10 protein-coding genes are annotated in these 12,394 nt (G+C 68.9%); 4 read left to right on the top strand and 6 right to left on the bottom strand.

The genetic code is table 11. The annotated features are described in order from the left end of the window. Nucleotides 1-14: 14 nt before the first annotated feature. From QRM96_RS02185 to QRM96_RS02160, 6 genes are read right to left on the bottom strand one after another with little or no spacing between them, the layout of a single operon-like run. On the bottom strand, nt 15-1,211 hold the full coding sequence (locus QRM96_RS02185) for an aminotransferase-like domain-containing protein (RefSeq protein WP_285318169.1): 1,197 nt from the start codon (nt 1,209-1,211) through the stop codon (nt 15-17). After that, nucleotides 1,208-2,926, bottom strand: coding sequence for a dipeptide ABC transporter ATP-binding protein (locus QRM96_RS02180; RefSeq protein ID WP_285318167.1), 1,719 nt, complete (start codon nt 2,924-2,926; stop codon nt 1,208-1,210). The genes QRM96_RS02185 and QRM96_RS02180 overlap by 4 nt, the downstream gene beginning before the upstream one ends. Then, on the bottom strand, nt 2,923-3,771 hold the full coding sequence (locus tag QRM96_RS02175; protein WP_285318166.1) for an ABC transporter permease: 849 nt from the start codon (nt 3,769-3,771) through the stop codon (nt 2,923-2,925). The genes QRM96_RS02180 and QRM96_RS02175 overlap by 4 nt, the downstream gene beginning before the upstream one ends. Continuing rightward, the gene (locus QRM96_RS02170; protein ID WP_285318165.1) at nt 3,768-4,721 is read right to left on the bottom strand and encodes an ABC transporter permease; all 954 of its coding nucleotides are present in this window, start codon (nt 4,719-4,721) and stop codon (nt 3,768-3,770) included. Before QRM96_RS02170 ends, QRM96_RS02175 begins: the two co-directional genes overlap by 4 nt. After that, a complete protein-coding gene (locus tag QRM96_RS02165) occupies nt 4,718-6,361 on the bottom strand; it encodes an ABC transporter substrate-binding protein (protein WP_285318163.1) in 1,644 nt (547 codons plus the stop codon). Before QRM96_RS02165 ends, QRM96_RS02170 begins: the two co-directional genes overlap by 4 nt. 30 nt (nt 6,362-6,391) lie before the next feature. Then, entirely contained in the window at nt 6,392-7,825 is a 1,434-nt protein-coding gene (locus QRM96_RS02160) for an FAD-binding oxidoreductase (protein ID WP_285318161.1), read from the bottom strand. Between the two features lie 345 nt (nt 7,826-8,170). Here QRM96_RS02160 and QRM96_RS02155 point away from each other — a divergent pair, with 345 nt between their 5' ends. The 4 genes from QRM96_RS02155 (at nt 8,171) to hrpB (ending at nt 12,339) form a co-directional block, all read left to right on the top strand. Continuing rightward, nucleotides 8,171-8,686, top strand: coding sequence for a flavin reductase family protein (locus QRM96_RS02155; protein WP_285245992.1), 516 nt, complete (start codon nt 8,171-8,173; stop codon nt 8,684-8,686). 132 nt (nt 8,687-8,818) lie between these two features. Continuing rightward, on the top strand, nt 8,819-9,121 hold the full coding sequence (locus tag QRM96_RS02150) for a hypothetical protein (RefSeq protein WP_285318159.1): 303 nt from the start codon (nt 8,819-8,821) through the stop codon (nt 9,119-9,121). Beyond that, nucleotides 9,111-9,692: a hypothetical protein gene (locus tag QRM96_RS02145; RefSeq protein WP_285318157.1), complete on the top strand. Its 582-nt coding sequence runs from the start codon at nt 9,111-9,113 to the stop codon at nt 9,690-9,692. The genes QRM96_RS02150 and QRM96_RS02145 overlap by 11 nt, the downstream gene beginning before the upstream one ends. A 43-nt stretch (nt 9,693-9,735) precedes the next feature. Next, on the top strand, nt 9,736-12,339 hold the full coding sequence (gene hrpB / locus QRM96_RS02140) for an ATP-dependent helicase HrpB (protein ID WP_285318156.1): 2,604 nt from the start codon (nt 9,736-9,738) through the stop codon (nt 12,337-12,339). The last annotated feature ends 55 nt before the right edge of the window (nt 12,340-12,394 follow it).

The raw sequence follows: 12,394 nt of genomic DNA, 5'->3' as shown, positions 1-12,394 counted from the left end.
GCTGCCACGGCTGGTTACAGCCGCTCCAGTGCCCTGCCCAGGCGCACCGCGGCCTCCTCCAGCCGGGGAGCCGGCACGTCGCCGTACGCAAAGCGCAGGTGCCGGTGGGCATCGGTGCCTGGCCCGGAAGCGAAGAACGAACCGCGCTGGTATTCGACCCCTTCGGCGCTGGCAGCGGCCGCCAGGCGGTCCGGGTCAACTGCGGCATCGGCCAGCCGTGGCCAGAGGAAGAGGCCTCCCGCCGGCCGCACGCTCTCGAAGGCTCCCGGCGCCTCCCGCTCCAGCGCCGCGATCAGCGCCTCCGCCCGTGTCCGGTAGAGTTCGCGGGCACGGCCCAGCGTCGCTTCAAAGAGTCCGGGGTCCGCCGTCAACGCCTCACCCACGACCGCCTGAACCAAGGTTGAACTGTGCGAATCCTGCCGGCTCCGCAGCGCCACCAGGTCCGGAAGCAGCCGCTCCGGCGCCACCAGCCAGCCCAGCCGCAGCCCCGGACCCAAGGTCTTGGTAAAGGTATTGATGTGGATGACGTGGTCAGAGGTATTGAAGGCATCCACGCTCTCCGGGCCGCCGGCGTACCAGAGCTCCCGGTAGGGGTTGTCGGCCAGGATCACGAAGCCGTAGTGTTCCGCCAGCTCCACCAGCCTGCTCCTTGCGGCTGCGGGGAGGGTGCCCTGGGACGGATTGTGGAAGTCCGGCACCGTATAGAGGGCAGTGGGCCGCGCCCCTCGGCGCAGCCTGGCATCCAGTTCGTCCACATCGATGCCGTTGGCGCCTACGGTCACCGGTAGGGTCTGCGCACCCGAGAGCTGCAGCCCGCGCAGGAAGAGCGGGAAGATCGGGTTGTCCACCGCCACGAGGTCGCCGCGCTCCACCACCGCCTGGATGCCCAGGGACAGGCCGTGGAAGCCGCCGTTGGTGATGACGATCCGTTCCACGGGGACGCCCTCGCGTGCTGCGATCCACTCACGCAGCGGGGAGATGCCTTCCGTGCGTGAGTACTGGAGGGCAGGCAAGCCGGGCCTGGCGAGCACCCGGGCGGTGGCGGAGGCCAGTTCGGCGGCCGGCAGCACGCCGGGATCGGGAATACCGCCGAGCAGCTCGATCGCGTCCGGGCGCTTGTCGCGCAAGGTGGCGTCGCCGAACCCTTGGGGTGCGGTGAACCCGGCGATCAGGGTGGGTTTGCGGGCGGAGGCGGTCGGAGTAGCTGTCACAGTGCTGCCTTCTCTGGGTTCGGGATGCGGCTGCGGTCGGCGGGTGCCACGACGGCAGCAGGGATGGTGAGGCCGGAAGTGCCCGGGATGGCCGCCAGGAGCTCCCGGGTATAGGGATGCTTCGGGTGGTCGAAGACCTGGTCTACGGTGCCTTGTTCCACCACACGCCCGCGGCGCAGGACAGAGACCGTGTCGGCCACCTGGCGCACCAGGGCAAGATCGTGGGAGACGAAGACATAGGTCAGCCCGAGGTCGCGCTGGAGCCGGGCCAGCAGTTCCAGGATTCCCGCCTGCACGCTGACGTCCAGCGCAGACGTCGGCTCGTCCAGGACCACGACGTCGGGCCGGACCACCAGTGCCCGGGCGATGGCCACACGCTGCCGCTGGCCCCCGGACAGCTGGGCGGGCCTGCGGTCCGTTACGTCCTCCGGAAGTCCAACGGAGTGCAGGGCGTCCAGGACCCGGTCCTCGCGCTCCGCAGCGGTGCCCACGCCGAACCTGTCCAGCGGCTCCCGGACGATCCTGCCCACCCGCCACGTGGGGTCGAGCGAGGTGAACGGATTTTGGTATACCAACTGGAGGTGCCGGCGCAGGTCCCGAAGCCCCTCCCGGGACAGGCCGGCGGTTGATTGGCTGCCCACGCTGATGGTTCCCGTGTCCGGCGTTTCCAGGCCGAGCAGCAGCCGCACTGCGGTGGTTTTGCCAGAGCCGGATTCGCCCACCAGTGCATGGGTGCGGCCGCGTTCGACGGCGAAGGAAACGCCATCGACGGCGCGTACCTTGTTTCCCCGGACATGGAAGCTTTTGGCGACGCCGGTGACGGCCACCTGGACGGGCCGGTCCGGCGTCGGGCTTTGCCCGTCCGTGCGCTGAAGGCGGTAGCGGTCCGGGTTCAATGCCGGAACATCGGCCTGCAGGCGGCGCGCGTAGTCCGTCCGGGGCGCTGCAAAGACCTGTGCCGAGGACCCCTGTTCCTGGACCGTGCCGTCTTTGAGTACCACCAGTGTGTCGGCCCGTTCGGCGGCGATGGCGAGGTCGTGGGTGATCAGGAGCAGGCCGATGTCCAGTTCCCGGCGCAGGTCCCCGAGCAGGTCCAGGATGAGCTTCTGGACTGTGACATCGAGCGCCGACGTGGGCTCGTCGGCCACGATGACCGATGGCCGGGGAAGGACGGTCAGGGCAATGAGGACCCGTTGGAGCATCCCGCCGGAGAGCTGGTGGGGGTAGGAATCGTAGACGCGGGCCGGGTCCGGCAGACCCACCTGGCCAAGGACGTCCAGGATGGCCTGGCGCCGTAGGGTCGCGTTCCGCTCCCCGGTGAGGGCGGCTGCCTCGTGCGCCTGCGCGCCGATGGTTCGCACCGGGTTCAGGGCCGAGCCCGGATCCTGCGGGATGAACCCGAGCTTCCGGCCGCGGAGGGGGCGGAATGAACGCTCCGGCAGGGCAAGGACTTCCTCGCCGCGCAGCCGGACGCTCCCGCTCACGGTGGCGTCGGCCGGGTGGAGCAGCCGCAGGACCGCTTTGGCGATGGTGGATTTCCCGGACCCCGATTCGCCGATCAAGGTCAGGCTTCCGCCGCGGTCAAGGGTGAAGCCGACGTTGCGGACCACCTCCCTGTGGCCGTAGGCGACATTCAGGCCGTCGACGGCCAGCAGCGGGGACGTTTGATTGTCCGGCACCGGTGTGTCCTTTCCTCGGAGACCTTGAGGGCTCATTTGGTGTTCCTCAGCCAGCGGCTGATGCGGTTAATCGACAGGACGGTGGCCACGATCACCAGGGCCGGGGCGTACACCAGCCACGGGGCCGTGACGTACGTTTTGCCCGACGCGACCAGCAGGCCCCAATCCGATGCCGGGGGCGGATCACCGTAGCCCAGGAAGGCCAGGGCGGCAATCACCAGGATCGATGTGCCGAACTGCAGCACTGCCAGCACCAGCACCGACCGGTACGCGTTGGGCAGGACGTGCGTCAGCAGGGCCTGGAGCCGGTTGCCGCCCTCAAGGTAGGAGGCCTCGACGAACGCCGCGCGGCGGACCCGGATCACCTCCGCGCGCATTAGCCTGGCAAAGACGGCGACGGCGGAGACTCCCGTGGCGATGGCGGCGTTGATGGTTTGGAAGCCCAGTGAACTGACGATCACCACGGCCAGCAGGAAGCCGGGGATGGCGAGCAGTACGTCCACGAACCGGCCAAGGGTCGCATCCAGCCATCCGCCGCGGAAACCGCTCGCCAGGCCGATCGCGCTCCCCACCAGCAGGCCGATGGCCACAGCCACCAGGGCGCTCGTGACCGAGGACGCGGTGCCGTAGACCACCCGGGCGAATTGGTCGCGGCCAAGGTAGTCGGTCCCGAACCAGTGCTGCAGGCTGGGCGGTGCGAGTTTGCTTCCCGTGTTGCCGGCGGCAGGGCCGTAGCCGGTGAACAGCGAGGGGAACAGTGACCACAGCACCACCACGAGGACCACCAGGAAGGAGAGCAGCACCGTGGGCGGTACGGATGTCCGGGAGCGGAAGGGGGCGGCGGCGCTGCGGAGCCGGGCGAAGTCCAGGTTGGCGCTCATGCGTTGGCTGCCTTTCTGACGTTGACCCGCGGGTCGAGCAATGGGGTGAGGAGGTCGGCGGCGAGGTTGACCGCCACGAAGACGACGGCGGAGAGGGACACCACCGCTTGCAGGACCGGCTGGTCCTCGCCCGTGACGGCTTTCTGGACCACGGTGCCGATGCCGTCGCGGCCGAAGATGGTCTCGGTGATGACGGAGCCGCCCAGCAGTTCGCCCACGATGAGGGCCACCATTGCCACGGACGGGAGGGCTGAGGGCTTGACCAGGTGCCGGGTGAACAGTTGCGCTTCGGCGAGGCCCCGGGAGCGGGCCACGAGTGCGTACTCCTGCCGGGATTCGTGGTCCAGGCTGGCAATCAGCACTTCGGCGAGCGGCGCGGAGACCGGGATGGCGAGGGTGACGGCGGCGAACGCTGTGGCGGTGGCGCTGTTGGGGTCCGTGGTGGTGAAGGAGTGCAGCCGGAACGCGAAGAGCTCGATCAGGACCAGGCCGATCACGAAGTTGGGCACGGACAGGAAGAAAGACGGGATGGAGCGCAGCAGCCCGGCCCACCGCCGGGGTGCGTAATGGGCGCCGTAGGCGATGGCGACGGCGAACACGACGGCCATGGCCAGTGCGCTGGCGGCCAGTGTGAGCGTCGACGGCAGGGCGTCGCCAACGATCCGCGCCACCGGCAGGCTGGACTGCAGGGAGAAGCCGAGATCCCCGGTCAGGAACCGGCCCAGGGATAGCGCCAGCTGGACCGGCACCGGCTGGTCAAGGCCGTAGTAGGCCACGATCCGTTGGATGTCGGCCTCGCCGAGTCCCGACTGCGGGTCGCGGAGCGAGTTGCTGATGGCGTCGCCGGGCAGGACCGTGATGACCAGGAAGGTCAGGACGTAGGCGAGGAGCACGACGACCGCCGCCTGGCCGGCCCTGGCCAGGGCGAAGCGGCCGTATCCGGTGGTCATTTGGCGATCCAGGCGGTGTAGAAGTTGGCGTAGGCCAGGCCGTTGTACTGGACGCCCCGGACTGAGGGCGAAATGAGGTAAAGGCGCTGGACCAGCTGGTTCAGCGGGATGAAGTATCCCTGTTCCAGGACGTACTGCTGAAGCTCGCCGGCGGTCTTCGCGCGGGATTCTCGGTCCGAGGCGCTGGCGATCGCGGTGGACAGGTCGTTGAGCCTTTGGTCGCTGGTGCCGACGTTGAACCAGTTCTCGCCATTGTTCTGGCTCGTCAGGACCCCTGCCACGGTGCCGACGTCCACGAAGCTCCGGGAGGTCTGGAACAGCGGCGGCCGGGCGGCCTGGATGGCGGCGTATCCGGCGACGTCTACCACCTTCAGGGTGACCTTGATGCCGATCCGTCCGAGCTGCTGGGCGATGAGCTCGTCCTCGGCCTTGGTGGACGGAACGTACGGGTTGGGGGTCAGTGGGAATTCCAGGACTTTGCCATCCTTCACCCTGAAGCCGTCAGGGCCGGGTTTCCAGCCGGCGTCATCCAGCAGTTTCCTTGCCTTATCGTCGTCGAATGCGAAGGCGCTGCTGTAGTCGCCGGCCTCGGGGACGTTTCCCTGGATGAAGGTCGTGGCAGCGTCCCAGTCTTCCGTATAGACGGTCTTGCGGATCTCTTCGCGGTCGATGCCGTGCTGGATGGCCTTGCGGACGCTGGGGTCGTTGGTGGGGAAGGCCTGGGTGTTGACCTGGAAGCCGTCCACGAAGCCCAGGTACTTGGGGGTGCCCACGGTGAACCCCTGTGCCTTGAGGGATTCGATTTCCTGCGGTTCCACGTTGAAGGCCACTTCCGCCTGGCCGGAAGCCACGGTTGAGGTACGGACGGAGGTGTCCTTGATGACCTTGTACGTGATGGTGTCCAGCCGGGCAGGGCCGGTGTGGCCCAGGGCCGCCGGCCCCCAGTTGTAGTCCTTTCGCTTCTCCAGGACGTAGGAGTCGCCCTGCTTCCAGGACTTCAGGACGAACGGGCCGCTGCCGATTTCCTGGGCGAGGTCCGCCTGGGCCTCGACCGGCAACGCAAGCGTCTTGGGCGACAACAGGATGCAGCCGTGGTAGGAGAGGGTGGCAATGAAGCCCAGGGCGGGGGAGGAGAAGGAGACCTTGACCGTCCTGGCGTCGGTCGCAACAGCTGCGACGAAGTTGCCTGATGGGAAGAGTCCAACTTTGCTGATGCCGCGGTCCGGGGCGCCTTTGGCCCAGGCGGTGAGGTTGGCCACCACGGCGGCGGCGTCCAGGGGCGTGCCGTCCGAGAACGTGACCCCATCCTTGAGGTGCAGCACGAAGTCCTTGGCGCCGTTAAGTTCCTCCCAGCTTTCGGCAACCCAGGGGCTGAGCTGCCCTTTGTCATCGACATAGACCAGCTTGTCGGTGATCTGGCCCCACAGGTTGCCCTCGTAGCTGGAAATGGACGTCTTGCTCGAAACCCAGCCGGTGTCGTACCCCTGGATGAGGAAGGTGATGTTGCCGCCCTCGACCGGAGGGCCGGCGTCGGACGTGCTGCTCGCGGCCACTCCGCCGCATGCGGTGAGGACGGCGGAACCGGTAATGGACGCGAGGCCGGCGAGGAACACACGGCGGCGGAATTCAGTGGGGTTCATGGGAAAGTCTCCTGGATAAAGGGTGGCCGGCTAGATGGCTTTGCCGGGATTAAGAAGTGCGCGCGGGTCAAGCGCTGATTTGATGGCGTGCTGCGCCTGGCGGACGCGGGGGGACAGTTCCAAGGCGGCCCAGTCCTGCTTGATGCTGCCGACGCCGTGTTCCCCGGTGACGGTGCCGCCCAGGGAAAGAGCAACCCTGACCAGTTCCGTGGCGGCATCCTGCAACGCCTGTGGGGGCCGTGTCGGATGGTCGCCCGGACGCTTGTCGAGCGTGATCAGGGGATGGAGGTTGCCGTCGCCTGCATGGGAAACCGCCGAAATCCTGACCCCGAACCGGTCCTCGAGCGCCGGAAACGCAGCATAGACCTGGGGCAGCCGGGATTTTGGGACGGCGATGTCCTCGCCGATGTACCACTGGTCCTGCGGAAGGCCGCGGCCGTTGCGGCGAAGTTCCCACAGCCGTGCGCCGTCGTCGTCCCCTTCCACGCTCACCCGGCCGCCGGCAGCGGCCAGTGCGGCAGCCAGGTCCGCCGTTTGTTCCGCAATGCCGTAGCCGTCGAGTTCAATCAGGATCAGGGCCGCGCCGCGCTCGCGGAGCACCGTGCCGGAGTGCCGGTCGATGTTTTCGAGGCTCGGGGTGTCGAAGAATTCGATGGCGGCGGGCCGCACCGGGGATAGCGTGATGGCTGAGAGTCCATTTGCGCCGTCGGACGTGCTGTCGAAAGATGCAGTGACGGTCCTGCGGGCCACGGGGAGGGGCCGCAGCCGCACGGTGGCGCGGACAACGATGCCCAGGATCCCCTCGGAGCCTACGAACAGCGAGGTCAGGTCGAGCCCGGTGACACCCTTGATGGAGCGGTGCCCCACGGTGACAAGGCTGCCGTCGGCCAGGACGACGTCGAGGGCGAGGACCGATTCCCTGGTCACCCCGTATTTGGCGCAGCGCAGCCCGCCGGCGTTGGTGGCGACGTTGCCGCCGATGGACGAGATGTCGAAACTGGCTGGATCGGGGGCATAGAACAGCCCGTACGGCTCCACGAGTGTATTCAGTGTGGCGTTGATGATGCCCGGCTCCACCACGGCGACTTCGTCGAGCGGCGAGATTTCGATGACCGCATTCATCCTTTCCGTGGACACCACCACCTGGCCGGCTCCGGCGGCTGCGCCCCCGGAAAGTCCCGTCCCGGCTCCCCGTGGAACCACTGTGACGCCCAGGTCCGCGGCCAGACGCACTGCCTGCTGCACCTGCTCCGCGGTGGCGGGAAAGACGACGGCGGGCCCATCGCCGTGCCCGGTGCCTGCGGACTTCGCCGTCGCGGCGTCGTGGCCGTATGGCCGGGTACCGGGCGCCGGGGCCAGAACCTCGATGTGTGGAAACCGGGCAGCCAGTTCGAGGACGAAGGGATCGGCTGCCCTCGACGGTTGAAGGGTGCGTGCTGGCGCTTCGGGTTCTGCTGATGTCATGCCGTGTCCCTTTCAGAGGCAGTTGAGGCGGAAATTATGGCGGCGCAGGGAAATGCGCATTCCGGATGCCGTCAATTTCCGATGAGGTTCCATGGAAAATTAGCCGGGTCCGGCACGTCGCGGCGAATGCCAATGACACCGGGATAAACAAATCGAAATTACGGGACACAGGAATAAATGCGCAGTAAAAGAAGGTCATTCAACGCGTCATAAACTCTTGTTATGACGCTGAAAGTACCGGCATGAAGCTCCATTGCGGTCCGCGTCAGTGCATTGCGTTGGCGGTTGTCGAAAGCAATCCGCTGATGGTTTGGTGAGGTAACGATCCAAACGAGAGGCCACATTATGACCGCCACATCAGATCTCGCTCCCCGCCGGCTGCGGGACATTTTTGGAACTTTTGCCAGCGGATTGACGGTAATTACGAGCTCTACGCCACAGGGGCCGGCAGGCTTCACCTGCCAGTCGTTCGCGTCGCTGTCCCTGGAACCGGCGCTCGTCACGTTCAGCCCGGCGCGTACGTCCACCACCTGGCCCGTGCTGCGCAATGCGGGCACCTTCGCCATCAACATCCTCCCGGCTGAACACCAGCACCTCGCGGGTCAGTTCGCCCGCTCGGGGGCGGACAAATTCGCCGGCGTCAGCCACACCTCGTCGCCCTTGGGCAATCCGGTCCTGGATGACGCCCTGGCATGGCTCGACTGCGAACTGCACGCGGAATACGACGGCGGCGACCACACCATCGTGGTGGCGGCGGTACGGCACCTGGATGCCCGGGTGGACGCTGAGCCGCTGTTGTTCTTCAAGGGACGCTACGCGGGGATCTCGCCGGCCGAGCGCCTGCTCGAAGCTGCCGGCTGACCGGCACCGGTATTTCGGCCAGCCCACCGTCCCGCCCTTTACCCTCCGGGCTCTTGAATCAGTCCCGCCAAGTAGTAAGCTTGCTGAGCAATACCAGTAAGCGTGCTGACTAAATGGGATGGAGCAGGAGCCATGGGCGTTATCTCAGGAACGGCCCTGTCAATGATGTTGACCGTCGGCGGCGTGGCGATGGCAGCCGAAGGGGGTCCGGGAGCCGGGCAACATTACGTTGCAGGACACGTGCTCCTCGGGATGGGGATCGGTCTATTCCTCACCACCTGGATCCGCACCGCTGTCCGCCATATCCTGGCGCGGTCGACTTTCGGTTCGCGGAGGACGCCGGCAGCCCAGGAGCCCGCGGACCCCGCCACCGTTACCGTGCTGCCCCTGCGCGCACCCTCCGTCGTCCCGCTCCGTGGCCGGCATGCGGCCTGAAGCCGGACGCGACACGGACAATGACCGTGTAACAGCGCCCGGCACCCGTGGCAGCCTGCGGCGCCGCGGAACGCGTGCCCTGATCCTCGTGTGCATTGCCGTCGCAGCCTCACTGGTTGCCGGCGCCGCTGCCGTTGGCCCCGGGCGCACCGACCAGGGCCTGCTGCGGGGCTTCCAGGTTCGGGTGCTGGGCATCAGCCAGGCGGCGGCCGAAAACAGGATGGACGGCGCCTTGTCAGCGCTTGCGGCACTGGAGAAGGACCTGGGCGAGGCGGCAGCGGACGGGCGGCTTTCACCCGAGCGGTACAACGGGATCGAAAGCGCACTGGCCTCGGTCCGGGCAGACATCGCAGCGCACGTGGCGGCAGTTGCGCCCGCCGAGGCACCACAGGCTGATCCGGCCGGCGGCGGCCTCTCCGGGGCGCCGGGTGACACCGTAAGCGTTCCGGGTGAACCGGCCGTGGCGGCCGTGGCGCCTGAACCGGCGCCCGCCGTCGATCCGCCGGGCGCGGGGCGTTCGAATGCGGCGAAGGAAGCCAAGGGCAAGGCCAAAGGCCAAGGCAAGCCCTGACAGGGCGCCAAAGAACTCGTCCCGGTCAGGGGAGAATAGATGGATGATTCCTCCTGCAGGCCAAGCCGACGACGGCTTTGACCTCCGCGCCATTGGCGCCGGCCTTGCCTTCGCAGCCTCCGTTCCCCGGCTGCGGCAGGCACTGGAAACCGGCCCCGGGGCCGCCGCCGTGGTGCAGGCCCCGCCGGGAACCGGAAAGACCACCCTCGTCCCGCCCCTGCTGGCCAACCTTGTGGGCACCTCGGGCCGCGTCGTCGTCACCCAGCCGCGGCGCGTCGCAGCCCGCGCAGCAGCCCGGCGGCTCTCGGAACTTGTTGGCAGCCCGGCTGCCGGGCGGGTGGGCTACACGGTCCGCGGCGAACGCCGGGCAGGCCCGGACACCCGGATTGAGTTCGTCACCCCCGGCATCCTCCTGCGCCGGCTCCTGGCGGACCCGGGCCTGGACGGGACGGCCGCCGTCGTCCTGGACGAGGTGCACGAACGCGGCCTCGAAACCGACCTCCTGGTCGGGATGCTCGCCGAGGTCCGCGAGCTGCGCGGTGACCTTGCCGTCGTCGCCATGTCAGCCACCCTCGACGCACCCAGGTTCGCTGCGCTGCTGGGCACATCCGGCCGCCCGGTCCCCGTGGTGGACTGCCCGGCGGTGCATTACCCGCTCGAGGTGCAGTGGCTCCCGGCACAAGCGCCGCGCCTTGACGCCGGGGGAGTGACCCGCGCCTTCCTTGACGAAGTGGCCGCCACGGCTGCGGAGGCCCACGCCGCGGCAGACAGCTCCGTGGACGCCCTGGTCTTCGTTCCGGGAGCCCGGGAGGTCTCGCACGTGGCCGCGGCCCTGCGCGGCAGGCTGGGCAGCAGCGTGGATGTCCTGGAACTGCACGGCCGGATTGGTGCGGCCGAACAGGACAGGGCCGTGTCCGGCCGGCACCCCGGGGACGGCCCACGGATCGTCGTCTCCACGGACCTTGCCGAGTCGTCCCTGACCGTGCCCGGCGTGCGGTTGGTCATCGATTCCGGCCTGGCCCGGGAGCCCAGGCGCGATGCGGGCCGCGGAATGAGCGGGCTTGTCACCGTTTCCTGTTCCCGGGCATCCGCTGAGCAACGCGCAGGACGCGCGGCCCGGCAAGGCCCGGGCACCGTGGTCCGCTGTTACAGCCAGCAGGCCTACGGTGCCGCGCCGGCGCACGTCATGCCGGAGATCAACGTGGCGGACCTGACCAGCGCGGCGTTGACCCTGGCCCGCTGGGGCTCGCCCGGCGGGGAGGGCTTGCCCCTGCCGGACGCGCCACCCCGCCAGGCCATGGATGACGCCGTCGAGGTCCTGCGGGAGCTCGGCGCCGTAACCGACGACGGCCACGTGACGGCCGAAGGCCGGCTGCTCGCGGCCGTACCCGCCGACCCCCGGCTCGCCCGGGCGTTGCTTGAAGGTGCCGCATCCGCCGGGACCCGGCTGGCCGCCGAGGTGGTGGCTGCGCTCTCCGGGGACCACCGCGCGCCCGGGGCGGACCTGCCCCGGCTCCTGGCCCAGCTGCGGGCAGATCCCGGGCCTGCCGGCCGGCGTTGGGCCGAGGAAGCCAAACGCCTTGCGTCCCTGGCCCGCCGGCAGCCGGACCGCCATGCCCCGGTTCCCGCGGCGTTGCCCCCGGGCCGGGGCGAAGCTGTGGGCGCCGTCGTCGCCCTCGCCTATCCCGACCGCGTGGCACGCCGCGTCCCCGGCAGCGAGGGGTCGGGGCAGTACCTGTTCACGTCGGGCACCCGGGCGGGCCTCCCCGGCGGCAGTACCCTCTCAGGCAACGAATGGCTGGCCGTGGCCGACGTTTCGCGGGCCGGTGGCCGGGACGCGGCCGGAACCGGTGCCGTGATCCGCGCCGCGGCACCCTTGTCCGCCACCATGGCCGAAACTGCGGCCGCGCACCTGCTGGCTGAAACCGTGGACACGCGCTTCAGCGGAGGGCGGCTGACGGCCCGCAGGACCAAGCGGCTGGGGGCGGTCGTACTTGCCTCGACACCGGTGCGTCCCACGGCCGCCCAAGGCAGGGCCGCGGTGGCAGCCGCTTTCCAGGCGGGCGGGCTGGCAGCCCTTTCCTGGCCGACGGCGGCGGCCTCCTTCCGGAGCCGGCTCGCTTTCCTGCACCGCCAGGCAGGGGAGCCGTGGCCCGATGTCTCGGATACGGCCCTGCTGGCCCGGCTGGAAGAGTGGCTGGGAACCGGGTTGGAAGCCCTCGCCGCGGGGGCGCCGCTGGATTCCCTCGACCTGGCCGGGGCGCTGCGCGGGCTGCTCCCGTGGCCCGAGGCCGCCAGGCTCGACGAGCTCGCTCCGGAATGGCTTGAAGTGCCCAGCGGTTCGCGGGTCCGGATCGAGTACCCGGAGCCTGGCGACGACGGCGCGGCGCCCGTGGTGGCGGTGAAACTCCAGGAATGCTTCGGGCTGGCTGAATCACCCCGGCTTGCCGGCGGACGGGTTCCGGTGCTCTTCCACCTGCTGTCCCCGGCACGCCGCCCCCTGGCCGTCACGGACGACCTGACCTCTTTCTGGTCCGGCCCATATGCCCAGGTGCGTACCGAAATGCGCGGCCGCTACCCCAAGCACCCCTGGCCGGAGGATCCGTGGTCAGCCCCGGCGAGCGCACGCGCCAAGCCACGCACATAGGGCCGTTAGGGGGCGGCGGGCAGCACCCGCGGCCTGCCCGTGAGGTATCAGATGA

This window comes from Pseudarthrobacter sp. lyk4-40-TYG-27 (assembly GCF_030209295.1).
GTDB lineage: Bacteria > Actinomycetota > Actinomycetes > Actinomycetales > Micrococcaceae > Arthrobacter.
Note: the sequence above shows the minus strand (reverse complement) of the source record. Positions and strands in the feature narration are given on the sequence as shown.